The 25,127-nt window shown below is 57.2% G+C and carries 24 protein-coding genes, 1 tRNA gene and 1 pseudogene; 10 read left to right on the forward strand and 16 right to left on the reverse strand.

The window, feature by feature from the left end; all coding sequences use genetic code 11:
• Window positions 1-34: 34 nt before the first annotated feature.
• Window positions 35-1,132, reverse strand: a complete 1,098-nt coding sequence (gene hppD / locus ACXAH8_RS09135) for a 4-hydroxyphenylpyruvate dioxygenase (protein ID WP_475217767.1) — start codon at window positions 1,130-1,132, stop codon at window positions 35-37.
• A gap of 146 nt (window positions 1,133-1,278) precedes the next feature.
• Here hppD and ACXAH8_RS09140 point away from each other — a divergent pair, with 146 nt between their 5' ends.
• Together ACXAH8_RS09140 and ACXAH8_RS09145 are read left to right on the forward strand one after the other, a co-directional pair.
• Window positions 1,279-1,734, forward strand: a complete 456-nt coding sequence (locus ACXAH8_RS09140; RefSeq protein ID WP_170376867.1) for an Lrp/AsnC family transcriptional regulator — start codon at window positions 1,279-1,281, stop codon at window positions 1,732-1,734.
• A gap of 19 nt (window positions 1,735-1,753) precedes the next feature.
• Entirely contained in the window at window positions 1,754-3,634 is a 1,881-nt protein-coding gene (locus tag ACXAH8_RS09145; protein ID WP_170660409.1) for a monovalent cation:proton antiporter-2 (CPA2) family protein, read from the forward strand.
• A gap of 30 nt (window positions 3,635-3,664) precedes the next feature.
• Here ACXAH8_RS09145 and cobT read toward each other — a convergent pair whose 3' ends face one another.
• A complete protein-coding gene (gene cobT, locus ACXAH8_RS09150) occupies window positions 3,665-4,675 on the reverse strand; it encodes a nicotinate-nucleotide--dimethylbenzimidazole phosphoribosyltransferase (RefSeq protein WP_475217769.1) in 1,011 nt (336 codons plus the stop codon).
• Between the two features lie 78 nt (window positions 4,676-4,753).
• Between cobT and cobS the strand changes: the two genes are divergently transcribed.
• The gene (gene cobS, locus ACXAH8_RS09155; RefSeq protein WP_475217770.1) at window positions 4,754-5,518 is read left to right on the forward strand and encodes an adenosylcobinamide-GDP ribazoletransferase; all 765 of its coding nucleotides are present in this window, start codon (window positions 4,754-4,756) and stop codon (window positions 5,516-5,518) included.
• Here cobS and ACXAH8_RS09160 read toward each other — a convergent pair.
• The 6 genes from ACXAH8_RS09160 to ACXAH8_RS09185 all read right to left on the reverse strand — a co-directional run bounded on the left by ACXAH8_RS09160 (window position 5,515) and on the right by ACXAH8_RS09185 (window position 11,412).
• Complete coding sequence (locus ACXAH8_RS09160) at window positions 5,515-6,276, reverse strand: potassium channel family protein (protein WP_170469956.1); 762 nt, start codon at window positions 6,274-6,276, stop codon at window positions 5,515-5,517. The genes cobS and ACXAH8_RS09160 overlap by 4 nt on opposite strands.
• A 118-nt stretch (window positions 6,277-6,394) precedes the next feature.
• A complete protein-coding gene (locus ACXAH8_RS09165; protein WP_170376497.1) occupies window positions 6,395-6,910 on the reverse strand; it encodes a CarD family transcriptional regulator in 516 nt (171 codons plus the stop codon).
• 286 nt (window positions 6,911-7,196) lie between these two features.
• Window positions 7,197-7,535: a ferredoxin FdxA gene (fdxA, locus tag ACXAH8_RS09170; protein WP_170469959.1), complete on the reverse strand. Its 339-nt coding sequence runs from the start codon at window positions 7,533-7,535 to the stop codon at window positions 7,197-7,199.
• Between the two features lie 53 nt (window positions 7,536-7,588).
• Window positions 7,589-7,963: an RNA-binding S4 domain-containing protein gene (locus tag ACXAH8_RS09175; protein WP_475217772.1), complete on the reverse strand. Its 375-nt coding sequence runs from the start codon at window positions 7,961-7,963 to the stop codon at window positions 7,589-7,591.
• A 6-nt stretch (window positions 7,964-7,969) separates the two neighbouring features.
• Window positions 7,970-10,780: a helicase-related protein gene (locus ACXAH8_RS09180; RefSeq protein WP_475217773.1), complete on the reverse strand. Its 2,811-nt coding sequence runs from the start codon at window positions 10,778-10,780 to the stop codon at window positions 7,970-7,972.
• A gap of 23 nt (window positions 10,781-10,803) precedes the next feature.
• Entirely contained in the window at window positions 10,804-11,412 is a 609-nt protein-coding gene (locus ACXAH8_RS09185; RefSeq protein WP_475217774.1) for a tetratricopeptide repeat protein, read from the reverse strand.
• A 30-nt stretch (window positions 11,413-11,442) separates the two neighbouring features.
• Between ACXAH8_RS09185 and ACXAH8_RS09190 the strand changes: the two genes are divergently transcribed.
• From ACXAH8_RS09190 to ACXAH8_RS09200, 3 genes are all read left to right on the forward strand, one after another.
• A complete protein-coding gene (locus tag ACXAH8_RS09190) occupies window positions 11,443-11,733 on the forward strand; it encodes an SCP2 sterol-binding domain-containing protein (RefSeq protein ID WP_170376483.1) in 291 nt (96 codons plus the stop codon).
• Complete coding sequence (locus ACXAH8_RS09195; protein ID WP_475217776.1) at window positions 11,733-12,680, forward strand: alpha/beta hydrolase; 948 nt, start codon at window positions 11,733-11,735, stop codon at window positions 12,678-12,680. The genes ACXAH8_RS09190 and ACXAH8_RS09195 overlap by 1 nt, the downstream gene beginning before the upstream one ends.
• A 92-nt stretch (window positions 12,681-12,772) precedes the next feature.
• A complete protein-coding gene (locus ACXAH8_RS09200; RefSeq protein WP_475217777.1) occupies window positions 12,773-14,593 on the forward strand; it encodes a M3 family oligoendopeptidase in 1,821 nt (606 codons plus the stop codon).
• Here ACXAH8_RS09200 and ACXAH8_RS09205 read toward each other — a convergent pair whose 3' ends face one another.
• From ACXAH8_RS09205 to ACXAH8_RS09215, 3 genes and pseudogenes are all read right to left on the reverse strand, one after another.
• A complete protein-coding gene (locus ACXAH8_RS09205) occupies window positions 14,594-15,481 on the reverse strand; it encodes a DMT family transporter (RefSeq protein ID WP_475217778.1) in 888 nt (295 codons plus the stop codon).
• Window positions 15,482-15,493: 12 nt separating this feature from the next.
• Window positions 15,494-15,763 (reverse strand): annotated as a pseudogene (locus tag ACXAH8_RS09210) (DksA/TraR family C4-type zinc finger protein).
• Between the two features lie 59 nt (window positions 15,764-15,822).
• Window positions 15,823-16,797, reverse strand: a complete 975-nt coding sequence (locus ACXAH8_RS09215; protein WP_475217780.1) for a Gfo/Idh/MocA family protein — start codon at window positions 16,795-16,797, stop codon at window positions 15,823-15,825.
• 421 nt (window positions 16,798-17,218) lie between these two features.
• Here ACXAH8_RS09215 and ACXAH8_RS09220 point away from each other — a divergent pair, with 421 nt between their 5' ends.
• A complete protein-coding gene (locus tag ACXAH8_RS09220; RefSeq protein ID WP_475217781.1) occupies window positions 17,219-18,331 on the forward strand; it encodes a fasciclin domain-containing protein in 1,113 nt (370 codons plus the stop codon).
• Between the two features lie 49 nt (window positions 18,332-18,380).
• Here ACXAH8_RS09220 and rpoH read toward each other — a convergent pair whose 3' ends face one another.
• Window positions 18,381-19,277, reverse strand: a complete 897-nt coding sequence (rpoH, locus tag ACXAH8_RS09225; RefSeq protein ID WP_170376464.1) for an RNA polymerase sigma factor RpoH — start codon at window positions 19,275-19,277, stop codon at window positions 18,381-18,383.
• Between the two features lie 145 nt (window positions 19,278-19,422).
• Window positions 19,423-20,457, reverse strand: a complete 1,035-nt coding sequence (locus ACXAH8_RS09230; RefSeq protein ID WP_475217783.1) for an RluA family pseudouridine synthase — start codon at window positions 20,455-20,457, stop codon at window positions 19,423-19,425.
• Between ACXAH8_RS09230 and ACXAH8_RS09235 the strand changes: the two genes are divergently transcribed.
• On the forward strand, window positions 20,456-20,764 hold the full coding sequence (locus tag ACXAH8_RS09235; RefSeq protein ID WP_475217784.1) for a DUF6476 family protein: 309 nt from the start codon (window positions 20,456-20,458) through the stop codon (window positions 20,762-20,764). The genes ACXAH8_RS09230 and ACXAH8_RS09235 overlap by 2 nt on opposite strands.
• Here the strand turns inward: ACXAH8_RS09235 and lipB are convergent.
• On the reverse strand, window positions 20,761-21,417 hold the full coding sequence (lipB, locus tag ACXAH8_RS09240) for a lipoyl(octanoyl) transferase LipB (RefSeq protein ID WP_475217785.1): 657 nt from the start codon (window positions 21,415-21,417) through the stop codon (window positions 20,761-20,763). The two genes, ACXAH8_RS09235 and lipB, sit on opposite strands and share 4 nt — an antisense overlap.
• Before the next feature lie 39 nt (window positions 21,418-21,456).
• Window positions 21,457-22,116 carry a DsbA family oxidoreductase gene (locus ACXAH8_RS09245; protein ID WP_475217787.1) on the reverse strand — a complete coding sequence of 220 codons (660 nt, stop codon included), beginning with the start codon at window positions 22,114-22,116 and terminating at the stop codon, window positions 21,457-21,459.
• Between the two features lie 130 nt (window positions 22,117-22,246).
• Between ACXAH8_RS09245 and ACXAH8_RS09250 the strand changes: the two genes are divergently transcribed.
• Window positions 22,247-22,333: transfer RNA gene (locus ACXAH8_RS09250), tRNA-Leu, on the forward strand.
• Between the two features lie 787 nt (window positions 22,334-23,120).
• Window positions 23,121-23,273 (forward strand): hypothetical protein, encoded by a 153-nt coding sequence (locus ACXAH8_RS09255; protein ID WP_475217788.1) that lies wholly within the window; start codon window positions 23,121-23,123, stop codon window positions 23,271-23,273.
• Between the two features lie 288 nt (window positions 23,274-23,561).
• Here the strand turns inward: ACXAH8_RS09255 and ACXAH8_RS09260 are convergent, their stop codons facing one another.
• A complete protein-coding gene (locus ACXAH8_RS09260; RefSeq protein WP_475217789.1) occupies window positions 23,562-24,995 on the reverse strand; it encodes a sensor histidine kinase in 1,434 nt (477 codons plus the stop codon).
• Window positions 24,996-25,127: the final 132 nt, after the last annotated feature.

Consider the following 25,127-nt stretch of genomic DNA (forward strand, 5'->3'; position numbering starts at 1 on the left):
TGCCACTTGGCGCTTCAGGTAAAACCGAAACGCTTTAGGCCGCCGAAATCTCACCGCTTTCGATCTGTTCGCGTTCGATGGATTCAAACAGGGCCTGGAAGTTACCCTCACCGAACCCGTCATCCCCCTTGCGCTGGATGAACTCGAAGAAAATCGGGCCGATCACGGTTTTTGAGAATATCTGCAGCAGAATCCGCGTCTCTCCCCCATCCACAACGCCTTCACCATCGATCAGAATGCCGTGCTTCATCATCCGATCCAGCGGCTCATCGTGGTCCGTTACCCGGTCTTTGGACATGTCATAATAGGATTGGTTCGGACCCGGCATGAACTTCAAACCGTTCTCGGCAATGGCGTCGGTCGAGGCATAGATGTCCTCGCTGCCCACCGCGATATGCTGAATGCCCTCGCCCTTGTACTTTTTCAGGTAAGAGACGATCTGACCCGTCTCACCCCGGTCCTCGTTGATCGGGATACGGATGCGGCCACAGGGCGATGTCAGAGCGCGGCTATAGAGACCGGTGAACTTGCCCTGGATATCAAAGAACCGGATTTCACGGAAGTTGAACAGGTCGCCATAGAACTTGAACCACTTGTCCATGTTGCCCCGGTAGACATTGTGGGTGAGGTGATCGAGATAGTAGAACCCCTCGCCGCGCGGTTTCGATTCTTTGATCCACGCGAATTCCTCATTGTAGGGCGAGGTATCGTAATACTGGTCAATGAAGTAGATCAGCGATCCCCCAATCCCCTTGATGGCCGGGACATTCATCGTCCTGTCCGCGCCGTCATACGGCTCCGCCCCTTTTGCGACGGCATGCTCGTAGGCTTTCTGCGCGTCCACAACGCGCCAGCCCATCGAAGGTGCGCAAGGGCCGTGTTCCGCGACGAACTTGTCCGCATAGCTTTCGGGATCCGCGTTCAGGATGTAGGTGACATCGCCCTGCTGCCACAGCTCGACCAGAGGTTTGGTTTTGTGGCGCGCAACCAGATCGAAGCCCATTTTCGCGAACAGATCACGCAGCTCCTGAGGTTCAGGATGAGCGAACTCGACGAATTCAAACCCGTCGGTACCTGCGGGGTTTTCGGGACTGATGACAGATTTCGGGGCGTTATGCGGGAAAGGACCCATGGCGCGTCTCCTTCGAAACAGGAATTTCTTTGCTGATTCCAAAATACGCCTTAAGCAGTGCTGTTTCCGCGCATTGTTTTCATGTAAACTATCCAAGTGCGCGCAAACTGCGCATGAATGACCTGAAATTTGAGATCTTGCCGCATATGCTTGATGCAACCGATACACGCCTGCTCTCAGCGCTTCAAAAGGACGCGCATCTGACTGCGCATCAATTGGGTGAGCTGCTGAACCTCTCCCCCAGCCAGGCAGGCCGCCGCCGTCAGCGCCTTGAGGCTGAGGGCTATATCACCGGCTACGCGGCTCGGCTGGATCCGCTGAAACTCGGCTTGCAGGTTCAGGGCTTCGTTCAGGTTCATCTGGGCACTCACGGCCCCGATCAATCCGCCAGCTTTGCCCGGATGGTCAACACCCAACCCGAGATCACAAGCGCCTGGACGATGACGGGCGAGGCAGACTACCTGCTTCACGTCTATTGTGACGATCTTTCTGCACTCAACAGCTTGCTTCACGAGGTGATCCTGCCGCATCCTGCAGTGGCACGGGTACAAAGCCAGATCGTGATGGACCAACTCAAACGCGACGCACCCCTGCCAACCTGAGCGGGCAATGAGGACATAGATGGACGATTTCCTATATCAGGCTTCTATTTATCTGGCTGCGGCCGTGATTGCTGTGCCCCTGTCGGCGCGGTTGGGCCTTGGGTCGGTTCTCGGATACCTGGCGGCTGGCCTGATCATCGGCCCCGTCCTCGGCCTTGTGGGCGCCGAGACCGAGGACCTGCAACATGTCGCCGAGTTCGGCGTGGTCATGATGCTGTTCCTCATTGGGCTCGAGTTGGAGCCGCGCGCCCTGTGGGATATGCGCGACAAGCTGTTGGGTCTTGGCGGGCTTCAGGTTCTGTTGTCCACCGCCGTTATTGCCGGTGTCGCGATGTACGCAAACCACCCGTGGTCCGTCGCTCTGGCGGTCGGGTTAACTCTGTGTTTGTCCTCGACCGCGATCGTGCTGCAAACCCTGTCTGAAAAGGGCTTGATGCAAACGAACGGAGGCCGCGCGACGTTCTCAGTTCTGCTGACGCAGGACATTGCCGTCATCCCGATTCTGGCCCTACTGCCGCTGCTCGCGCTGCCTGCCATGCCGCATATTGAGGCGGACGGCTCCATCGACCGCGGCGCGGAGCATCTGCATGAAGCCGGGCATCATAGCCTGTCTCTGGTCGAAGGACTGCCGGGCTGGGCTGTCACTCTGGTCACCATCGGCGCTATTGCCTTTGTCATTCTGGCGGGCGTCTACCTGACCCGCCCACTGTTCCGGTTCATTCACGCAACCCGCCTGCGCGAGATGTATACCGCGCTGGCGCTGATGATCGTGGTCGGGATTTCATTCCTGATGACACTGGTGGGCCTGTCACCCGCTCTGGGCGCGTTTCTGGCGGGTGTGGTTTTAGCCAGCTCGGAATTCCGCCATGAAATGGAAAGCGACCTTGAGCCGTTCAAGGGCCTCTTCCTAGGGCTGTTCTTCATTACGGTCGGAGCCGGGATCAACGTCGGCTATTTCTTCAACGATCCGTTTGACCTGATCGGTTTGGCCCTGCTGGTTATCCTTGTCAAAGGCATCATCCTCTATCTCGTCGGCAAAGCCTTCAAACTGAAGGGCCGGGATCACTGGCTGTTCACCCTTGGACTGGCCCAGGCGGGTGAGTTCGGCTTTGTCCTTCTGGCGTTTTCGACGCAGCAGAATGTCATCCCGCCGGACCTGTCGCAAAAGATGCTGATGATCATTGCGCTGACCATGCTGATCACCCCGCTTCTGTTCATCATCTACGACCTTCTGTCCCGCAAGATGGCCGACACCAGCGCTGCGCCAGAACCCGATGAGATCGACGAAAAAGGCCCCGTGATCATCGCCGGGATCGGTCGGTTTGGTCAGATCGTCAACCGGCTGGTTCGCGCCAGCGGGTTCAAAACCGTTGTTTTGGACCACGATATCGAGACGATCCAGTTGATGCGTCGTTTTGGCGTAAAAGGCTTTCTAGGCGATCCGACCCGACCGGAACTTCTGCGCGCTGCGGGGCTTGAGAAAGCCTCGGTGCTTGTAGCTGCGATGGATGATCGAAAGACGGTGACCCGTTTGGTCGGCTACGCCCGCCGCCAGCGCCCCGATCTGCACATCATCGCGCGAGCTCATGATCGGACACATGTGTATGAACTGTATCAGGCCGGGGCCAATGACATCGTGCGCGAAATGTTCGACAGCTCTTTGCGCGCGGGCCGCTATGTGCTCGAGAATATCGGGCTGAGCGAGTACGAGGCCGCGCAGGCCGAACAGACCTTCTATCACCACGACCGGACGTCCGTGCGCGATTTGGCCGAGTTGTGGATTCCCGGCATGCCCACGTCCGAGAATACGAAATACATCGAACGCGCGCAAAAGCTCGAGAAGGATCTGGAAACCGCGTTGCTGGAATTGGCGGAACAGCACGCAAAGGATTCTGCCTGACCGAAGCAATTGCCCGGTCAGGCTTTGGGGTCATCCGTCCGAGACGCCCGCCTCAGCAAAGGTTGCCATGCCCGAATGGCAGGCAACCGCGCTCTTGAGAATGTTGATCGCGAGCGCACCGCCGGATCCCTCACCCAGACGCAGGCCGAGGCTCAGCAGCGGCTCTTTGCCCAGTTTTGAGAGCATCGCTGCATGCGCGCCTTCTGCGCTTTGGTGCCCCGCGATGGTATGATCCAGAGCCGAGGGCGAGATACGCGCCAGACAGGCCGCGGCCGATGTGCAGATGAAGCCATCCAGAATGACCGGAATGCGCAACATACGGGCCGCCGCCATCGCTCCGGCCATGGCCGCGATCTCGCGCCCGCCGAGGCAGCGCAAAACCTCCAACCCGTCGTCACTGCCATGCAGCGCAACGCCTTCAGCCACTACGCGGGTCTTGTTGGCAAGGCCCGCATCGTCGACCCCTGTACCGCGACCGGTCCAATCGGCGGCCTCGCCTCCGAAAAGGGCGCAGGCAATAGCAGCGGCGGGGGTGGTGTTGCCGATCCCCATCTCGCCGACCACCAGCAGGTCGGACTTCGGGTCCACCGCCTGCCAGCCGGTTTGAAGTGCGCTCAGCAACTCGGCCTCACTCATGGCCGGGGCTTGGGTGAAATCTGCAGTGGGATGATCCAGATCCAGCGCGTGGACGTCCATCTTCGCGCCCGCCGCCTTGGCCAACTGATTGATCGCCGCGCCGCCATGTTCAAAATTCATCACCATCTGAACGGTCACTTCGGGCGGAAACGCTGAAACGCCCTGCGCCGTGACCCCATGGTTACCCGCAAAGACAATGACCTGAGGGGCCGTAACCTGCGGTCGCGCATCCCCACGCCAGGCCGCGTACCAGATCGCCAGATCCTCAAGCCGCCCCAGTGCGCCCGGCGGTTTGGTCAACTGACCGTTGCGTTCAGCCGCGCCATCCGCCGCCGCCATGTCCGGCCCTCGAGCGTTGGTCAACGCGTCGCGGAACGTGTTCAAATCATTCAGTTCAGGCAGCATCAAAGCCTCATTGCATCAGAGTGGTCCTGTGTGTTTAACCGAAGCACTGAATCCAACAAGGCCTCGAAAGGCGCAGAAGTGCAAAAAAACGACACCAATCCAGTTTCCGCATGGGATATCCCGTTGGCTCTGGTCCTGTTGACGCGCCTGCCCTTGCCCCGTTTGCCTGAGAGGGTCTTTGCCCGGCAAGCGCAGGCGGTTTGGGCCTTTCCGGTGGTCGGCTTGGTGATTGGTATATTGGCTTGCGTCATCGGATGGCTTGCACTCACACTGTCGGTTCCGCCATTCGTCTGCGCCGTTTTGCTCGTGGCGACCCTGACCATGACAACGGGCGCAATGCATGAGGACGGGCTGGCCGATACGTTTGACGGCCTATGGGGCGGGTTCACGCCAGAACGCCGGTTGGAGATCATGAAGGACAGCCACATCGGCACATATGGCGTGCTGTCCCTGATTGGTTCGCAGCTGATACGGATTGCAGCGGTCGCCGCCCTTTTGTCAGCCGGTGCGTTTCTGGCGATCATTGCCGCCTGTATGGTGTCACGCGCTTTCATGCCCTTGCTGATGGCTGCATTGCCCAATGCGCGTAAATCCGGTCTCAGCCATTCTATCGGTGCCCCGTCCGTGGGTCCTGTCGCGGTTTCGCTTGCTCTGGCGGGATTGACGGGACTGTTGCTGATCGGTGGGCAGGTCATTTTGCCCGCCCTATGCGCCGCGCTCGTCGTGGGTGCTCTGGCCCTCGTGGCGAAGGCCAAGATAGGCGGCCAGACGGGAGATATCCTCGGCGCTTCTCAGCAATTGGCTGAGATCACCTTTTTGATCGCAATGGCAGCGCAGCTTTAAGACACCCCACCCGTCTCAATCCGCAGGGTGCAGCCGCAGTGCTTGCAATGCACCGCGTCCGGATCATGCCGAAACAGCCCGCAGCTGGGGCATTTGTGGCGCACTTTCTGCGGCATGAAAATCGCCTGCGCGAGGCGCACGAACAAGGCAACTCCAACCACCATGATAAACACCGAGAACAGCTTGCCCCAAGGCGTAGACAGGGTGATGTCGCCAAATCCCGTCGTCGTCAGGGTCGCCATGGTGAAATACAGCGCGTCGATATAGGGGTTCTTAGCATCTTCAGGGATGAAAAAAACAAGAACGGCTGTCGATGTTGCAAACACGAAAACCAGCAGATTGATGGCCGCGATGACCGCATCTTCATGCGTGCGGAAAAAGGTACTGTCGCGCCGCAAATCCCACAGCAGATGGTACGAGTGGATCAGCCGAAGGGCGCGCAGGATACGCAGGAATGCGAGATTGCCGGTTAAAAACGGGTCGAGGATCAGCGACACGATCACCACGATATCCGCCAGCGTGTAAATCTTGCGCAGCAGCTTCCAGCGGTCCTTGGCGATCCACATTCTGGCCGAAAAATCCAGAAGGATAATAAAGCCAACCACCCAGCTGATCCCTGTCACCCATGGGCCGTGCGGAAAATGCGCAGTGGCAACAAAGAAGATGATCGTGACCACATCGAACAGGATCAACCCATAGCGGAACCAGACCGAAATCGGGGCCTTTCCGATATATAGGAACTTGACCGTCTTCTTCATGCCGAACCGGTATCTGCTTGCATCTACAGAAAAACTAACCGGTTTTCACCAATCCACCAAGCAACGAAAAAGGCCGCCCCGATGCCGGAGCGGCCTTGCAGTTTCAATCGTCGTAGACTTAGGCTGCAGCGGCGCGCGAAGTCAGGACATCATCCACCTGCTTGGCGGCAGAAATCTCTCCGTCTCCGGACACGGCGGCAACCTCACGGGTCAGACGCTCTAGCGCGGCTTCATAAAGCTGACGCTCAGAATAGCTTTGTTCGCGCTGGTCATCGGTGCGGTGCAGGTCGCGAACCACTTCGGCGATCGAGATCAGATCACCCGAATTGATCTTCTGTTCGTATTCCTGCGCCCGGCGCGACCACATGGCCCGCTTGACCTTGGCCTTGCCCTTCAGCGTTTTCATCGCCTGAGAGATCACATCCGGCGAGCTGAGCGAACGCAAACCGGATTCGGTCACTTTGTTTGTCGGCACGCGCAGGGTCATCTTGTCTTTCTCAAAAGAGATGACGAACAATTCGAGCGAAAATCCAGCGACGTCCTGCTCTTCGATCGAAATGATCTGACCCACACCATGGGCGGGGTAGACAACATAGTCGTTCGGGCGGAACTCAAGCTTTTTCGACTTCGACATTCAATTCATTCCTTGGTTTTGGACCGGGATGCGAACAACAAAAAACCCACGCTCGGTGCCTATTGTGGCCCCGGCAGGCGGTCTGTTTGTCGCAAATTCAGAACTCCAAAGCGAGCATACTTACGGAGTACATCCCAATCTCAGTCATCATGTAGGGATGGAGTATATCACAAAAATAGGACACTCAAAAGTTTCCCTAAGGGAATTTTTTTATAAACGGCCTGCAATCAAGGGATTAGGCTTTGCAGACCGCTTTTCTTAGCCATCCAAATGGGGCGCGAATCACTTACCCGCCTTCCCCCGGAGCTTCGGAGAAATACTTCTCCATCTTGCCTTCCTCGCCATCGCGCTCCTCCGCCTCTGGCAACGGGTCTTTTTTGGTCACGATGACCGGCCACATTTCAGAGTATTTGCGGTTGAACTCGACCCAAGTTTCCATGCCTGGCTCGGTGTCGGGACGGATTGCATCAGCCGGGCATTCAGGTTCACAGACACCACAGTCGATGCATTCGTCGGGGTGAATGACCAGCGTGTTCTCACCTTCATAGAAACAGTCCACAGGGCACACTTCCACACAGTCGGTGTACTTGCAGCCGATGCAGTTTTCGGTAACGACGTAGGTCATGTTCAGAATCCCATTCAGGTTTGGCGTCTAGCTAGTTCAGTCCGGGTTTGGCTTCAAGATGTGGGGCCGCTTGGCGTGCGAGAAAGATCAAGCGCGCGCCGATCTTTCTTGGTTGGACGACCTTTTCCCTCATATGACGGGTTTTGGGGCGCTGCGTCCTGCTTTTCCGTCATATCGAAGTACAATGTTTGTGCTTCGGGGGCCGGACCGCGGCGCTCGCCGAGTTTTTCAACGCGCACAACCCGGATGATTTTACCCTGCGGAAAGGTTAGAACGTCGCCCGGGCTTACCGTCTGGGCGGGTTTCAGGACCCGGTTGCCGTTCAGCCTGACATGGCCGCCGCTGACCTGTTTGGCCGACAGGCTACGGGTCTTGAAGAACCGCGCCTGCCAGAGCCATTTGTCGATCCGCAGCTTGGCCTGATCCATGACGGATCAGTTGCCGCCCTTCAAACCCATCAGCGCTGCTGCAAACGGGTTGTCGGGGTCGATCGCCTTTTCCTTCTTCGGAGGTCGGGAAGAGAAGGATTTTGCGCCCTGCGGCTTGCCGCCCTTCTTGCCTTGCGGCTTGCGACCGTCCTGAGGTTTCCCACGCGGCTTGCCTTTGCCCTGCCCCTGCTCGCGGCGAGGGCCGCGATTTTGCTGGCGCTGACGGCCCCATGTGAAGGTGTAGAACACCTCAACCTCTGGTTCGTCACTTGCGGGTTCTGCGGCCGGAGCCTCGGCTGCCGCCTCGGTGCTTTCGGTGGCCTCGGCTGGCGCCTCGGCGGGTGCGGCGACCTCATCTGTCGAGGCCTCGACGGTCGGCGTTTCTTCGGCGGCGGGGTGTTCTGCCGCTTCAGTCGCTGGTGCCTCAGCCGGTGCCGCTTTGACCTTTTCACGCTCGCCGCGTTCGGCCTTGTAGCCCAGTCCCTGCATCAGGTCCGCAAACTGATCCAGCGTCATGCCGGTGATCGATAGCATGTCAGGTTTGGCTTCAAAGCCGCCCCGGCTGTCCTCAGAGCGCAGCATATCGGCCAGACGCTCCAGCATGTCGATCCGGATCGAGCGTTCGCCCGCATCGCGGTAGCCGCACATGGTATCGTAGCCCTGCGGCGCATCCTTTGCGACCGGTATAGTAACTAGACCCGGGGGCGGTGCCTCGGGGAATTCCTGCAGACCACTGGACAGTGCCCAGAGAACCAGACGCAGGCGCGTCGGAGCAGGTTTCAGCAGCAGCGGCATGAAGATGGTGAACTGACCAAAACGGATGCCGTGCTTGCGCAGCGCGCCGCGAGCGTCCTGATCCAGATCCTTGACCTCTTGCGCGACCTGCGCGCGGGGCAGCACGCCCAGCGCCTCGACCATGCGGAAGGCAAAGCCTTTCGCCAGACCGGACAGTTCCTCATCTCTCGACAGGTTCAGCAGCGGTTCGAAAAGCGCGGCCACTTTGCGGTCGATGAAGTGCTGCAGACGGCGCTGCACCTTCTGTTCGACGTCCGGCCCCGCGGCCTCATCCACAAAAACCTCGACCATCGGCTTGAGAGGCTCGGCCCCGGCAACCAGTTTGCCGACAGCGTATTCGCCCCACATCAGGCCGCCCTGATCCGTGAAATCAATTTCGGTATCGGGTGCATTGTAGAAGCGATCGGCACGCAGATGGAATTGCGGCGCGAGTGCTTGCAATGAGGCCGACTTGAGCGCTTTCGCCTCAGCCCCTTGCGCGCTTTTGTCCGGTGTAAACCGGAACCCTTCCAGACGACCGACGAATTCGCCTTCGACGGTCACTTCACCCTTGTCATTTACTTCGGCCAAAAGGGCCTCCTTCTGTTTGAGCCGGCGCAACAACACCGAGGTGCGCCGGTCCACAAATCTTTGCGTCAAACGATCATGCAGAGCGTCCGACAACCTGTCTTCTACAGTGCGCGTTTCCTCACGCCAATGCGATTCGTCACGGACCCAGCCGTTTCGTTGCGCAACATATGTCCAAGTGCGAATATAAGCCAACCTTTTGGACAGCGCATCAATATCTCCATCCGTGCGGTCAATCCGGCGGATTTGCCGCGCCATGAAGTCGTCCGGGATCGCGCCGCGTTCGTGCAGGTGGCCGTAGATCACCTCGAGCAGATTGGCATGTTCCGAATGGCTAATGCCCCGAAAATCAGGAATTCGGCACACATCCCATAGCAAACGGATCGACGGGCCATCGCTGGCGCGGGCTGCGACCTCAGTCACTTGGGACAGCGATTTCAACACGTTCAGGTCGTCTGCAGGGCGGGCCTTGGTCAGATGTTCATCATTCGGACTGACTTCTAGCGAGTCGATCAGCGCATCCACCGAGCCGAAGCGAAGGGCGGCATTCCGCCAGTTCAGCTTTTTCATCGGCGTAAAGCGGCTGTCCATGATGGCCTGCGCAACGCCTTCGTCCAATGGCGGGGCCTCGCCGGTCACGCCGAACGTGCCATCCGACATGCCCCGGCCTGCCCTGCCCGCGATCTGGGCCAGCTCATTCGGGGCCAAGGGGCGCATCCGGCGACCGTCGAATTTGGTCAGGGACGAAAACGCCACGTGGTTCACATCCAGGTTCAGGCCCATCCCGATGGCATCGGTGGCCACCAGATAGTCGACCTCACCATTCTGATACAGGTCGACCTGCGCGTTTCGCGTGCGCGGGCTGAGCGCGCCCATCACCACAGCGGCCCCACCCTTTTGGCGACGCAGTAGTTCTGCGATGGCATAGACGTTTTCGACCGAAAACCCGACAATGGCGCTGCGCGGGGGCATTCGGCTGATCTTTTTCGACCCCGAATACACCAGCTGAGACATCCTCTCGCGCCGGACAAACTGCGCCTCGGGCACCAGTGCCGCAATCGGGCCGCGCATGGTGTCGGACCCCATGAACAGCGTCTCATTCGTTCCCCGCGACCGCAGCAACCGGTCGGTAAAGACGTGGCCACGCTCGGGATCCACGCAGAGCTGGATTTCATCAATCGCGACGAAATCGGCGCCCATGCCTTCGGGCATCGCCTCGACTGTGCAGACCCAGTACTGCGTGCGCGGCGGTACGATCCGCTCCTCGCCGGTCACCAGCGCCACGACCGAGGGGCCGCGAATGGCGACGATCTTGTCATAGACCTCACGCGCGAGCAGACGCAGAGGCAGGCCGATAACACCAGTCCGATACCCCAGCATGCGTTCGATCGCGTAATGAGTTTTACCTGTGTTCGTTGGGCCAAGTACGGCCACTACTCGGGATGACCCGCTCACCTTTGCCCCCTGCGCCCTGAGACTTACAGCGCCTTGCCTTCAACCTGAGGCTTCAGCCGATTCACGGCATTGGTTACTTCTTCATGATGGGGATGTATAGCCAACGCGCGGGAATAAGCCTCAAGCGCCTGATCGGGTTTGCCGACGACCTCGAAGATCAGGCCCAGACCGTAAATAGCCTGATAGTTGTTCGGGTTGAGGGTCAGCGCGTGTTCAAGATCGGCGGCTGCCATTCCAAACCGGTCGATGCCGAAAAAGGCCGAGGCCCGCACGTGCCAGCCTTCGGCAAATTCGGGCGCGTGGTCGGTCAACGCGGTGAGATGTTCGATCGCGGCCTCGATATCGCCGTCATCCAGCGCTTCGCGCCCCCGCTCAAGCAACAGATCAGCCGAGGCTGAACCCGATTGCGACCAGAGCGCCTGCAACTGACGATCCAAACCGATGGCCTGCTCTGGCGTTGCCTGCGCCAGTTGCCTCAACAGCGCTTCTTCGTCGCGGGAATCCGCTTGTTGCGCTCCACCACTGGTGGAAAACATGACTAGAACGGCAAGTGCCGCAACGGTACCTTTGAGATTGGTGATTGCAATACCCATAACAATGGTCAGTGTAGCGTTGCGACCGAGGATGTCCATTCACGGCGCATAAACAATATGAGGAAAAGCATGAGCGAGATTCTTGAAAAGGCTGCGGCCGCGCTGAACGAAAAGCTAGCCGGCGGTGGCTTTGATGCGTCCGCCAAGTTTGCAATCGCCGATCTGGGCGCAATTGTTCTGGACGGAGACGGTGCCCGCGTCAGTGATGACGAAGCAGATGTGACACTCAGCGCGGATGCGGACACGTTCGAACAGATCCTCAGCGGCGATCTGAACCCGACCGGCGCGTTCATGTCCGGCAAGCTCAGCGTCGACGGTGACATGGGAATCGCCATGCAGCTTGCATCGGTTCTGGCCTGATGGAGTACTCGCCGGCCCCCTTTTATGATGACGTGGCCGGCGACCCTGCCGGTGGTACAGCCCATTGGCTCCACACCGCCGACGGCAAACGCATCCGTGTCGGGCATTGGCTGCCCGAGGATGCAAAGAACGGCACGGTCTTCCTGTTTCCGGGCCGCACCGAGTACATCGAGAAATACGCGAGCACCGCAGGGGAATTCCTGAATCGCGGATTTGCCGCCCTCGCCGTCGACTGGCGCGGACAGGGTTTGGCCGACCGCATGCTGGACGAACCCCGCATCGGGCATGTCGATAAATTCACCGATTATCAACATGACGTCGCCGTGGTGCTGGAACTGGCTGAGACACTGGACCTGCCGCGCCCGTGGTACGTGATCGGGCATTCGATGGGGGGCGCCATCGGCTTGCGCGCGGTCATCCAGAACGATTGCTTTGCAGCCTGTGCGTTTACCGGGCCGATGTGGGGCATTTTCTTTGTCCCGCTCATGAAGCCCCTAAGCCGTCTGACCGCCTATTGGGGCACGGCGCTGGGATTGGGGGAACGCACCCCGCCCACCACTTCGTTGACCAGCTATGTTCTGGCGGAACCGTTCGAGGGTAACTCCCTGACGCGTGACCCGGACATGTTCAAGATGATGCAGGATCAACTTAAGGCGCACCCTGAGCTGGCGCTGGGCGCCCCGTCCAACCAGTGGTTGCGTGAGGCGCTCAGCGAATGTGAATGGCTGATGGAGCAACCGGCGCCTGACACCGCGTGCCTGACCTATCTGGGCAGCCACGAACAGATCGTTGACCGCAAGGCGATCCGGGCACGGATGGCGAACTGGCCCAACGGCCGTCTGGTCGAGATCCCCGATGGTGAGCATGAGGTGCTGATGGAGGCCCCCGAAGTTCGCAACCCGGTTCTGGACGAGCTGACCGCGCATTTTCTGGCAAATCGCCCCTAAGGCGTCCGCACGGCACTGATCTTGACTGGCGGCTTGTGATCCGGGCGCGCCAGCCCTAGATGTTTGGCAACAATGCTATTCAGAGGTGTTCCATGCGCGACCTGCCCTTTCCCGTCCGTGATGCAAATGCAGTCGGCGGTTCCGACAACCTTGGCAACCTGCCCGAATGGGACCTGACCGACCTCTATGCCTCGGAAGAGGCGGCCGAGCTGACGCGGGATCTGGACTGGCTTGAGGGCGAATGCGCGTCATTCGCGGCAGACTACGAAGGCAAACTGGCCGATCTGGACGCCGAAGGCCTGCTGACCTGTGTGCATCGCAACGAAAAGATCAACGCCATCGCCGGGCGGATCATGTCCTTCGCCGGTCTGCGCTACTACCAACTTACGACCGACGCCGATCGCGCAAAATTCCTGTCGGACATGCAGGAAAAGATAACCGTCTTCACCACCCCTCTGGTGTTCTTCACGCTCGAGATCAACCGCATCGAAGACGACGTTCTGCAGGCGCATTTCGCGGCCAATGCTGATCTTGCGCGTTATGAGCCCGTCTTCCGCCGCATTCGCGCGATGAAACCCTACCAACTGCCTGACGAATTGGAGAAATTCCTCCACGACCTCGGCGTTGTCGGTGACGCGTGGGAGCGTTTGTTCGACGAAACCATCGCGGGCCTGACCTTCACCGTCGACGGCGAAGAGCTGAACATCGAAGGCACCCTGAACCTGCTGACCGAACAGGACCGCAGCAAACGCGAGGCGGCCTCGCGCGAGTTGGCCTCGGTGTTTCAGGAGAACATCAAAACCTTCGCCCGCGTTCACAACACGCAGGCCAAGGAAAAGGAAATCGTCGACCGCTGGCGCAACATGCCAACCGCTCAGACCGGTCGCCACTTGTCGAACGACGTCGAGCCCGAAGTGGTCGAAGCCCTGCGCGAAGCCGTGGTCGCCGCCTACCCCAAGCTGAGCCACCGGTACTACGAACTCAAACGCAAATGGCTGGGGCTTGACGTGATGCAGGTCTGGGACCGCAACGCGCCACTGCCAATGGAAGACACCCGCATCGTCGGCTGGGACGAGGCCGAGAAGACGGTGATGGATGCCTATAGCGCCTTTGATCCGCGCATGGGTGAGATTGCCTCGCCGTTCTTTTCTAAAGGCTGGATCGACGCGGCGGTGAAGCCGGGTAAAGCGCCCGGCGCCTTCGCCCATCCGACCGTGACCGATGTCCACCCTTACGTGATGCTCAACTATCTGGGCAAACCGCGCGATGTGATGACCCTCGCACACGAATTGGGCCACGGTGTCCATCAGGTCCTGGCGGCGGATCAGGGCGAGATGCTGTCCTCGACCCCGCTGACACTGGCCGAGACCGCTAGCGTGTTTGGTGAAATGCTGACTTTCCGCAAAATGCTGGACAAGGCCGAAACCAAGGAACAGCGCAAGGTGCTTCTGGCTGGCAAGGTCGAGGACATGATCAACACGGTCGTCCGCCAGATCGCCTTCTACGATTTCGAATGCAAGCTGCACGCCGCCCGCCGCGAGGGCGAACTGACCCCGGACGACATCAACGCCCTATGGATGAGCGTTCAGGCGGAAAGCCTCGGGCCGTCATTCGAATTCATGGAAGGGTATGAAACGTTCTGGGCCTATATCCCCCATTTCGTGCATTCCCCCTTCTACGTCTACGCCTATGCGTTTGGAGACGGCCTCGTGAACGCGCTTTATTCGGTCTACGAAAGCGGTGCTGAGGGGTTCGAGGACAAGTATTTCGAGATGCTGCGCGCCGGTGGGTCGAAACACCACAAGGATCTGCTCGCTCCGTTTGGGCTGGACGCAAGCGATCCCAAGTTCTGGGACAAGGGCCTGTCGATGATCTCGGGATTCATTGACGAACTGGAAGCGATGGAGGGCTGATCACTCCTGTTTCTTTGTCGTCAGGAAGACTGCAGCCACAATCAAAATAGCTCCTAGGGCCGCAATCGGTGTGATCGCGGCCCCCAGGAACAGCGCCGAATTGATAAACGTGAAAACGACAGAAGCGGCAAACATCAACGTTGCCGTCAAGGTCGATACGCGCGCGGCGGCCTCGTACCAGAGGTAGTAGGCCATCGCCGTGGGAAGGACGCCCAGTAGGATCAGAAAAATCACATCCTTCGCCGTCGGGGTTTGCAGGGAAAACGCAGCCAATGGTAGCAACAGTGCACCAGCGCAGACAAAAATTCCGAATAGAAAGTTCAATCGCTCGGCTGTTGAGGTCGAATTGCGCATGGCCCGGCTACTTGAAACCAGAAACACGGCCCAACTAAGCCCTGCGCCAATTTCCAAAAGATCACCGAACAAAGGCTCTCCGCCACCCTGAAAATCTCGGAACACGGTCAGGAACACCCCAAAAATCGCTAGTATCGTGGCGAGTACATCCACGCGCGTAACTGGTGTATCTGCAAAGAAATAAAGGAAAAGCAGCACGAAAAACGGGGCGGTGTTTTCCAAGACCATTGCATTGGCGGCGCCTGTATGTTCCAGCCCTATGTGAAACAGGACATAGTTCACGAAAGTCGACAGTACGGCTAGCCGAAAGTTCCAGTCTTTGTGTTCGATCGAAACGGGCACACGCATGACCCGCAAAATGCAATAAATCGCCAGTGCCGCGATGAACAAGCGGGTCACTGCGATCTGCAGTCCACCCAGATCGCTCGTCAGATAGCGTACGATTACACTATGCGTGCCCCAGAGAAACGCGGCTAGAAACCCAAGTAGCAACCCGTTCTGCATCATTGGTTGTTTCGCAGCAGAGTTAGGCATCTTGCGCCTAGCCTATTTCAACTGGCTGTCTTTTGATCCGCGCCGGTTGATGCCTGCCCGTTGCTGATAGGTCCCATCCCTATCCTGCTGGCAGTCCAGACACAGCTTGACACCGGGCAGCGCTTAGCGGCGCTTTTCGGGAATGGGTTCCTCACATTCCGCGCAATGGGTCAGGCTTTCGCCTACGGGGCGTTTTTGCGCCTGCATGCGGGCCAGTTCGTCGGAGATCGACGCTTCGATCTGTTCACTGACCGCACCATCGCGGGCCCAACCTCCGGCCATGACACCTCTCCTTTTGTGGATGCAGCACAGAATACGCGCTGCGGGCGACTGCTGGCAAGTCAGAGGGGAACGGCATCCGCGAACACGCGATCAATCATCTCTTGCGTCCCGCGCGAGAATTCCAGCGGGCATGGATAGGCCACCCCGTCGCGGACCGAGCGGCAGAAGGCCTCAACTTGCAGTTTGTAGTGATCGTCGCCTGGGAACCGGGTCACCTGAACCTCAAGCCCCGGTCGATGCACCTCGACCCGCGCCTCGCCGAACACCCGCGCGTTGAACGGGGCTGTCAGGCGGATAACACCGCCCTCGCCGTGAAACACCATCTCTTGATGCGGGTGCATCCGGATCGAGACATAGGCCGAATAGGTAAAGCTCGGGAATTGCGCGCGAATTTCGGTGAACGTGTCGATGCCGTCCTGCCAACGGACCGCGGACTGAACCGCGGAGGGCTCCTGGCCTGTGGCAAACCGGGCGCCGCCGATAACGTACACCCCGATATCCCGCAGCCCGCCCCCGCCGGTCTCTGCACGATTGCGAATGTTGGTCACTTCCTCTCGATTGTCGAAACTGAACGCGCCGGTCACATGGACCAGCTTGCCAATGGCACCATCAGCGATCAGTTTCTGCACCAACTGCCACTGAGGGTGATGCACGATCATATAGGCCTCAGCCGCCAGCAAACCTGTCTGATCGCGCTTATCGATCAGAGCATCGAACTCAGCCGCCTGCATCGTCATCGGCTTTTCACACAGCACATGTTTGCCCGCGTCCAGCGCCTTCAGGCTCCATTCGACATGCATGTGGTTTGGCAGAGGAATATAGACGGCCTCGATCTCGGGATCATCCAGCAGCGCGTCGTAGCTGTCATATACGGTCATATCCGGGCAAAAGGCCTGAAAAGGCTCGGTCTTGGCCGCGTCCGAGGTCGCTAGCCCGGCCAACCGCGCCCCATTCGCCGCGTGGATCGCCGGGGCCATATACTGACGCGCGAACTTGGCCGCGCCAAGGACACCGAATTGAACAGGTTTTTGCATCGTTTTCCCCTCGCGTTTTCCGGCCCGATATTGGATCGCCTGTGTAGATCGTAGCCCGTGCAACCTAACAGACAGCCACGATCTCGCCAGTCTTTTCCCTGACTAAAAAACGCGACTTCTCAGCTAAAAATAGTGAGAGCAACTCTGGCTTGAAATTGACGCTTCTCGACTTTTCAAACTACACCTCGCTGGCCTCACACGTTTTTTTGCAAACATTAACATTCATTCGCAAACCACCGTGAAGTCATTATTTTTCAGTGAAACCGCTCTAAAACCTCAGATCAAAAAGAAAAAAGCTCTCATATTCAGTGATCCGTATCCGACTACGACCCGTAGCCCATTACATCGCACGACTTGGCTTGGGGTTGTTTCTGACGGACCTCCAACCTGGGTCGAATAACTGGGTGGGAGATTCAGAAATATGAAAGATATTCAGACTGAAGTTGAAATGGACGACACAGGGTCATCCGACGGCACACAAACGATCACCGGTTTGGTTCTTGAAAGCGGCGCTCCGGGAGAGTTCGACAAGGATTCAGAGGATTTCGATATACTGAGAGAAGCGGTACTCTCAGCCGATCTGGGTAATGCTCTCAACAACCCCGATGCGATGCTAACACTCTTCGCACCACGAGACTCGGCCTTCATCGGTCTGGCGCAACAGTTGGGATACACCGGCTCAGACGAGGCTGGGTCGCTCAGCTTTATCGTTAAAGCGCTGACATTGCTGGGCGGCGGCGATCCCATTCCGTTGCTAACCCAGATCCTGACATACCACGTCGTGGGTGACGCTTTCACGCTGGAACAGGTCGCGGGTTTGGGCAATGGTGCAGAGATTCCTACCCTTCAAGGCGGAACGCTGGAGCTAAACCTCGAAAGCACGCCGCCAAGTCTCGGAGATGCAGATGATGGCATCGAAGACCCTGGGCTAGTTGCTTTCGACACGATTGCTTCCAACGGTGTCATACATGAATTAGACGGTGTGCTGCTGCCTGTGTCTGTCACCAGCATTCTATCGCAGAAAAACACCGATTTCGTGCTGGGAGATGACACTGACGAGTTCATTTTCACAGGACGTGGCCAGGACTTCATCCATGGCGGGGGCGGCAAAGATGTCATACGCGCCGGGTCGGGTGACGATGTAGCCCTTGGTGGCGCAGGCAACGACGTGATCTTCGGTGGTCGCGGCGCTGACATTTTGCGCGGCGATGAAGGCAACGACAAAATCTTCGGTGGTCGAGGTGCCGACCTGATCGATGGTGGTGCTGGCAACGACAAACTATACGGTGGGCGCGGGCCGGACACGTTCGTCTACGACGAAGGCGACGGAGATGACTGGATTTTCGGGTTCCGCGCCGGTCAGGACAAAATCGATCTGACTGGATATGACGGAATCACAAGCTTCGAAGATATCGAGGATGACATCTCTGGTCGCTTCTTCCGTACGGAAATCGAATTCGATGATGGTGGCAGCATTACCCTCGCGGGCGTTCGGGCGCACCAATTGTCGGAAGAAGACTTTATCTTCGCATAGTCGTACAAGCATCGGCCCGCAAAATGTGCGGGCCGATGTAGTTGCTATATCAGCGGGTCGCCAACATGCCCTTCTCACGGGCCAGATCGCGCATTTTCTTTTGAAGTTTCTCAAAAGCGCGGACCTCAATCTGACGAATACGCTCGCGGCTCACATTATATTGCGTGCTGAGCTCCTCCAAAGTCACCGGCTGATCCATCAAGCGGCGCTGGGTCAGGATGTCCTTTTCGCGATCATTCAGCACCTCAAGGGAGGCTGCTAGCAGCTCACGTCGGGCGTCCAGTTCATCACGGGCTTCGTAGTCACCCGCCTGATCGGCGTCTTCGTCCTCAAGCCAGTCCTGCCATTGCATGGTGCCTTCGCCTTCGGACCCGACGGTCGCGTTCAGCGAAGCATCGCCGCCCGACATACGGCGGTTCATGCTGATGACTTCTTCCTCGGTCACGCCAAGATCATTGGCGATCTGAGTGACGTTCTCAGGACGCAGGTCGCCCTCTTCCAACGCACCGATACGCGCCTTGGCCTTGCGCAGGTTGAAAAACAGCTTTTTCTGAGCCGAGGTCGTGCCCAGCTTCACCAGCGACCAGGACCGCAGGATGTATTCCTGGATCGAGGCGCGAATCCACCACATTGCATAGGTCGCCAGACGGAAGCCCTTTTCCGGGTCGAACCGTTTGACCGCCTGCATCAGGCCCACATTGGCCTCGGAAATAACCTCGGCCTGCGGCAGACCGTAGCCGCGATAGCCCATGGCAATCTTGGCCGCCAGACGTAGATGCGACGTGACCATTTTATGAGCGGACTCGGTGTCCTGCTCTTCGACCCAGCGCTTGGCCAGCATGTATTCTTCTTCCGGCTCCAGCAGAGGAAACTTGCGAATTTCCTGCATATAGCGGTTCAGGCCGCCCTCAGGCGTCGGCGCGGGGAGATTTGCGTAATTTGCCATTTTGATGTCCCTCCGACAAATGTTTAGCTCTTTAACATACGATATGGGTAAAGAACCCATCCCTTTCAAGAGGTACCGTTAACAGTTTGAAATTAAGCTTGGGTAAAGGAAAGCTAAGAAACTCTTACTCACAGGAGTTTGCGTTTTATGACAGAGGGGCGCGCAGCGTTTCAATCAGATCCTGCATGTCCTGCGGCAGATCCGCTTCAAATCGAAGGTTTTCGCCTGTTACCGGGTGTTCAAAGCCCAAAACGGCGGCATGCAGTGCCTGACGCGGAAAGGCGCGGACGGCCTCAGAAGTTGCCGCACTGAATGCTTTCGCTGCCAATTTGCGTTTGCCGCCATAGACCGGATCGCCGACCAGACCATGACCTGCATGAGCCGTGTGCACGCGAATCTGATGGGTGCGCCCTGTTTCCAGCCAGCATTCGATAAGTGCCAGCCCCGCCGGAGCACCAAATGTTTCAACCACACGCGCCCGCGTCACCGCGTGCCGCCCTCCGTGAAACAGAACCGCCTGTTTCTGACGGTCGGTCTTGTGCCGAGCTAGCTGAGTGGTCAAGCGCATGATGTTGCCCGGCTCGAAACTGACACCTTTGACACCCCGCAAGCGCGGATCATTGGCATCCGGCACTCCGTAGCAAACCGCTCGGTAGTAGCGTTCAACACTATGCGCCTCGAATTGCGCCGCAAGCCCGTGGTGAGCTGCATCCGACTTGGCGACCACAAGTAGCCCACTGGTTTCCTTGTCGATACGGTGGACAATGCCAGGTCGTCTAATCCCGCCAACCCCGGACAAGTCTGCCCCGCAATGATGAAGCAGCGCATTCACGAGCGTTCCACTCGGCGAACCTGGCGCAGGATGCACGACCATCCCCGCAGGTTTGTTCACCACAATCAGGTCGTCATCCTCGAAGACCACGTCCAGCGGGATATCCTCGGGGCCGATATGGCTGTCTTCGGCCTCTGAAACCGTGATGACCACCGTGGCGCCTTCCGCCACCTTGGCCTTCGGATCGCGCACCTCAGTGCCCTCGACCAGAACTGAGCCCTCTTCGATCAAACGCGCCAGACGGGTGCGTGACAGGTTTTCCTCGGCTGGCACATCCCGCGAAAGCGCCTTATCAAGGCGAGGCGGCGGAGCGGCCGCGATCTGAAACTCAACCTGTCGGGTGCCCATGACTGTCCCTTCTGAACCCCAAGAAGAACCGCAGGAAACGCCGCAGCTGAGGCTGCTTCGGCGCATGGTCATGCTACTGACCGCGGTGATGATTGGCGGGGTTCTAGTGACATTCGCACTGATTGTCATCCGGCTATCGGACCGAACCCCGACCCTGCCCGATCAGATCGAACTGCCGGACAGCGCCAAAGCACAAGCGGTCACGATCGGCAACAACTGGTATGCCGTCGTTACTGACGACAACCGCATCCTGATCTTCGACAAAACCACTGCGAAACTGCGGCAAGAAATAGTGCTGGAACCCTAGGCGTCGGCTTGTTCGAAGACTTCCGCAAAGGTCTTTTGCAGGGCAGTATCCACATCTGCCATGGTAACCGGCAACCCCAAGTCAACCAGCGATGTCACGCCGTGCTCCCGAATGCCGCAGGGCACAATGCCCGAGAAATGGTCCAGCTCAGGCTCAACATTGATCGAGATGCCGTGAAAGCTGACCCATTTGCGCAGGCGCAGACCAATAGCGGCGATCTTGTCTTCCGCGGGTTGTCCGGTGATTGTCAGCGGTTTGTCGTCTCGCTGCACCCACACGCCAACGCGCCCGTCGCGAATCTCGCCTTTGACGTTGAACTCATCCAATGCGGCGATCACCCAGGTTTCGAGCTGTTTAACGAATAGGCGCACATCGCGGCCTCGCTTGTTCAAGTCGAGCATGACGTAGGCGACGCGCTGACCGGGGCCGTGATAGGTGTATTCCCCGCCGCGCTTGCTCTCATAGACAGGGAACCGGTCAGGGTCAGTCAGATCCTCGGGTCGCGCAGACGTACCTGCCGTGTAAAGAGGCGGGTGTTCGAGCAACCAAACGCATTCCTCGGCCTCGCCTGCAGCAATAGCCGCTACGCGTGCCTCCATAAAGGCGACGGCCTCTTGGTAGTCGGTCAGCCCGTCTGAGATCTTCCATTCCATGCTTGCCTCATACCGTGCCGGTCGGTTGGGGGAAAGAGGTCACGCGGCCTCTTCCAGACATTGCTTGAGGACATTGGCGTACGTCTCGACCCCTTGCGCCCCTGTAGTCAGGTATTTCCCGGCGAATACCATCGAGGGTACGCCGGAAATGCCGCGACTGGTCCAGAATTGCTGTTTCTCCCGCACCGAGGCCTGATGATCCCCGGATGCCAAAGCCGCCCGCGCGGCTTGCGGGTCCAACCCGGCAACCTCAGCCGCGTCTGCCAGTACATCGATGTCAGAAACATCCTTTTGATCCGTGAAATATGCTTCGAAAAGCGCAAGCTTCAGGGGATGCTGCCGCCCCTGCCCCTCGGCCCAGTCCAACAACTGATGCGCCAGGAACGTGTTCACCATGCGGCTGTCGTCGGTGAAATTGAAAGCAAAGCCAAGCTCTGCCCCAATCGAGGTCAGCCTCTCGCGCGCCTGAACGCTTTGCTCGGCGGTGCTGCCGTATTTCTTCATGATGTGTTCGCGCAGGTTCTGCCCCTCGGCTGGCATCTGCGGGTTCAGCTCGAACGGATGCCACCTGAGCCGCGCGAGTACGTTTTGCTGCTGCAACGCCTCATCAAGCTGTTTGAAGCCGACGATACACCAAGGGCATACAACATCAGAGACAACATCGATCTGAACAACGGGGCGGGTATCCGGGGTGGTCATCGGGGGCTCCTACTGGAGGTTTGGCTTTTACAGATATGAACGCCGGTGTTGAATTTAAACCAACGCGTTTTTGCCTCTTCACATCCTGGTTCCAAGGGTCTATACGCCGCGCTACCAAGTCATTGGCAGTGCGGTCGTGGCGGAATTGGTAGACGCGCAGCGTTGAGGTCGCTGTGGGGTAACTCCCGTGGAAGTTCGAGTCTTCTCGACCGCACCATTTTCATAAATATAATCTAATAATTACAGTATTTTAAAGTAAAACTTCGAAACGTGGACTACCTTGTAGACCACCCTCTTCATTTCCCTGTAGGCAGCTTTTCCATCAAAAGTGGCTTTCAAGAGAAGACTAAGCTGCCCAAGCCCATCTCTCTTCGACGCCCGTGGACATGAACCCGCAGGAACCACTTGCCGCCGTCACCATCTTTTTTGTGCAACCAGAGGCCCCCGCCGTCCGAGTATTTGCCGGGTTGGGCATTCTTTACTTGCAACGATGATAACTTGTTGAGTGCTGGTATTGGCCCACCCTCTGGTCCACCTTTTACTGTCAGACACAGTGAACCATCCTGAAACGGTCGGAAACATGCGTGTTCAAGTCTTTAATACATCTCGACCGCGTCACGAAAATTCATTTCGTTGTGTAATTTCAGTTTATCGTGTTGGCGTGAACGATCTTGGTCCACCTAAAGGCTTGTGAATTGGTCATTAGCACGACGTAGTCGCTTTCGCGGCTTCTGCACGCGTGCGCTGATGCCTCCGATCATCGAGTAGAGTGCCCTACAACCGATCAAGTACATAATTGGCTTCCACCAATTACTGTTTATCGAGGATGACTCTCCATTGCTGGTTAAAAGTCAGTATGAGTGCGTCAACGAAATTAGCTGCCGCACTTGTGAAGGCTGATCAGCCGCGAATATAGAGATAAACGTGCAATACGGGCTTAAGTACTGTGACGACCATACAATCTGAGTTGGGCGTCAAAACTTGAGTGAATTAGTTCAGATAGAGTGCGTCGAATCGATGAAGAAGCTGAATATGTTGACAGTCCGGCGGTCATTAGCTTCTTTGTTTCCGGTTTACATCAATTAGAACAACTGAAACGAACAAAACACGAGAAATTCTCGGTGCTTGGACAGCTCACCCCTTATGATGTTCGTTGAAATATTGCGGCCTGCAAGTAGTAGGCCTATTTGCCGAAAGTTGTGATCCTGCTGCGTCTTCGGAAATGTATCTGGTAACGAGTGTGCTGTTCCGATCTCATGACCGGAACAGCATTTTCTTTTTTTGGGAGTTGCATTGGCAATATGCAGGCTCCCTCATTTTACCGCAGGCGGTTTTGAGCTTGTCATGAGGGCATGTAATTTTGGCTTTAACTTCACTGCGAAAAATCCGCTCTGAAACCATGGGATTCCTTCGAAAAGCATGGTGACCGGCTTAGTGGGATTCGGCTAAAGTTGCTTGGATTGCACGGCGCAGGTTAGTGAGGTGTGCTCGGCTCGGGCGGAACCTACCTCGTGCCCGCTTATTGCGGGAAACAATACAAAGAACTCTGTGCCTTCACCAAGTTTGCTTCTGTAGTCTATTGTACCGCCAAATTGCTCAACAATTTCCTTTGAAATGTGCATCCCGAGTCCGGTACCGCCTGCGTGACGTTCATCGGAGGAGTCTATCTGGGAAAAGCGATCAAAAACTTTGTCATGGAATCCCTCAGGTATCCCGATGCCATGGTCTTTGACGAAGAGGCGAATATTCCCGCCGACTTTCTCGCATCCGACGGTTATCTCGCCTCCATCGAGGGAGAACTTAGCTGCGTTGGAGATAATGTTAGCCAAAACCTGAAGAAGGCGGGAGGCATCACCTTTAACGTACAGATCGTTGTTTCCCCTTAAGTCTTCTGCAATTTCTACGTTGTGAGCACTGGTGTATCCCATGTTACAGGCAATCGCTTCCTGAATCAGCGCATGTACATCGACAGTTCCTTCACGGTAGTTCATCTCGCCCGCTTCCATTTTTTGAATGTCCAGCACATCATTGATTAGGGATGCGAGCCTTTCGCAGTTTTTACCTGCTAAATGAATGAGGCTTTGCATTGATTCGGGAGCTTCACCCAATGCGCCTGTGTTGATTAGGTCAAGTGATCCCTTGATCGAAGTGAGAGGCGTACGCAGTTCATGGCTAACTGTCGATATGAACTGAGTTTTCGCAATGTAGGCCGCTTTTGTTCTTTCGTGCTCTGCTTTGAGCTTTTCGAGTTGTTCCAAATTCCTGCGGTAGAGCTTCAGAAACACCATCGAACAGTCAATCAGAAAGTACATTACAAAGATAACGGTGAAGAAGTGCAGCCAGAGTTCAGATGAAAGCTCGGGGCGTTCGGTCCAGATATCCTTGACGACAATCAACATGAACGATACGCCGTACATGGTCAGACGGACAATCATTGCCCACAGAAACTGATGGTTGTTCATTGCTGCAAACAACGCCGCAGCAAACAAGAAGAACATTGGAGTAAAGTGACCGCCGGCGGGTTGTGCGAAAGCTACTGAAACAGCATACAGGCAGATTGCAGTTGAGCTGAGGATCGTGTTCAACAGAATCCAAACAACCATCATACTAATTGCTTTGTGCTGATCTGGTTTTAAGCGCGGTACGCGTTTGGCCAGCAATAAATCTTGCGCTTCGCAAATGAGGATTGTCCCGTAGAACAGTATGGCGTTAATGGGATCGAAGAAGAACGCAGTCAAAATGGTCGTGGCCAGATAAATAGCCTGCCGCTGCCACAGAAGCGCAAAGCTCATGGCAGTATAATCTATGATGTTTTGCAGAAGCCGGTTTTCCGTTTCACCGGAGTCCCGGTCCGGCAGACTGGCGTCGATGGCTGTCATCTAGATGTCTTCGTTTTATTAGCGCTTGGACAGTACCATTAGCGGCACAATGAGGACTTAGTTGGTCTGAATTGGGTTCACAGTTTGGCGCTAATCCTTTGAAGGCCACCGTGATTGTTGGCGTTACACGCA

The sequence above is a fragment of the Ruegeria sp. ABV3_008 genome (genome assembly GCF_056161185.1).

What these genes read in the sequence shown, in the direction of transcription:
- lipB (WP_475217785.1), bottom strand. Translation starts at nt 21,417, where the DNA reads ATGGAATGGAAGATCTCAGACGGGCTGACCGACTACCAAGAGGCCGTC.
- cobT (WP_475217769.1), bottom strand. Translation starts at nt 4,675, where the DNA reads ATGCTGCCTGAACTGAATGATTTGAACACGTTCCGCGACGCGTTGACC.
- ACXAH8_RS09200 (WP_475217777.1), top strand. Translation starts at nt 12,773, where the DNA reads ATGCGCGACCTGCCCTTTCCCGTCCGTGATGCAAATGCAGTCGGCGGT.
- ACXAH8_RS09145 (WP_170660409.1), top strand. Translation starts at nt 1,754, where the DNA reads ATGGACGATTTCCTATATCAGGCTTCTATTTATCTGGCTGCGGCCGTG.
- ACXAH8_RS09205 (WP_475217778.1), bottom strand. Translation starts at nt 15,481, where the DNA reads ATGCCTAACTCTGCTGCGAAACAACCAATGATGCAGAACGGGTTGCTA.
- ACXAH8_RS09195 (WP_475217776.1), top strand. Translation starts at nt 11,733, where the DNA reads ATGGAGTACTCGCCGGCCCCCTTTTATGATGACGTGGCCGGCGACCCT.
- ACXAH8_RS09190 (WP_170376483.1), top strand. Translation starts at nt 11,443, where the DNA reads ATGAGCGAGATTCTTGAAAAGGCTGCGGCCGCGCTGAACGAAAAGCTA.
- hppD (WP_475217767.1), bottom strand. Translation starts at nt 1,132, where the DNA reads ATGGGTCCTTTCCCGCATAACGCCCCGAAATCTGTCATCAGTCCCGAA.
- ACXAH8_RS09160 (WP_170469956.1), bottom strand. Translation starts at nt 6,276, where the DNA reads ATGAAGAAGACGGTCAAGTTCCTATATATCGGAAAGGCCCCGATTTCG.
- ACXAH8_RS09175 (WP_475217772.1), bottom strand. Translation starts at nt 7,963, where the DNA reads ATGGATCAGGCCAAGCTGCGGATCGACAAATGGCTCTGGCAGGCGCGG.
- ACXAH8_RS09220 (WP_475217781.1), top strand. Translation starts at nt 17,219, where the DNA reads ATGAAAGATATTCAGACTGAAGTTGAAATGGACGACACAGGGTCATCC.
- ACXAH8_RS09140 (WP_170376867.1), top strand. Translation starts at nt 1,279, where the DNA reads ATGCTTGATGCAACCGATACACGCCTGCTCTCAGCGCTTCAAAAGGAC.
- ACXAH8_RS09215 (WP_475217780.1), bottom strand. Translation starts at nt 16,797, where the DNA reads ATGCAAAAACCTGTTCAATTCGGTGTCCTTGGCGCGGCCAAGTTCGCG.
- ACXAH8_RS09245 (WP_475217787.1), bottom strand. Translation starts at nt 22,116, where the DNA reads ATGACCACCCCGGATACCCGCCCCGTTGTTCAGATCGATGTTGTCTCT.
- ACXAH8_RS09230 (WP_475217783.1), bottom strand. Translation starts at nt 20,457, where the DNA reads ATGGGCACCCGACAGGTTGAGTTTCAGATCGCGGCCGCTCCGCCGCCT.
- ACXAH8_RS09235 (WP_475217784.1), top strand. Translation starts at nt 20,456, where the DNA reads ATGACTGTCCCTTCTGAACCCCAAGAAGAACCGCAGGAAACGCCGCAG.
- ACXAH8_RS09185 (WP_475217774.1), bottom strand. Translation starts at nt 11,412, where the DNA reads ATGGACATCCTCGGTCGCAACGCTACACTGACCATTGTTATGGGTATT.
- ACXAH8_RS09165 (WP_170376497.1), bottom strand. Translation starts at nt 6,910, where the DNA reads ATGTCGAAGTCGAAAAAGCTTGAGTTCCGCCCGAACGACTATGTTGTC.
- rpoH (WP_170376464.1), bottom strand. Translation starts at nt 19,277, where the DNA reads ATGGCAAATTACGCAAATCTCCCCGCGCCGACGCCTGAGGGCGGCCTG.
- ACXAH8_RS09260 (WP_475217789.1), bottom strand. Translation starts at nt 24,995, where the DNA reads ATGACAGCCATCGACGCCAGTCTGCCGGACCGGGACTCCGGTGAAACG.
- fdxA (WP_170469959.1), bottom strand. Translation starts at nt 7,535, where the DNA reads ATGACCTACGTCGTTACCGAAAACTGCATCGGCTGCAAGTACACCGAC.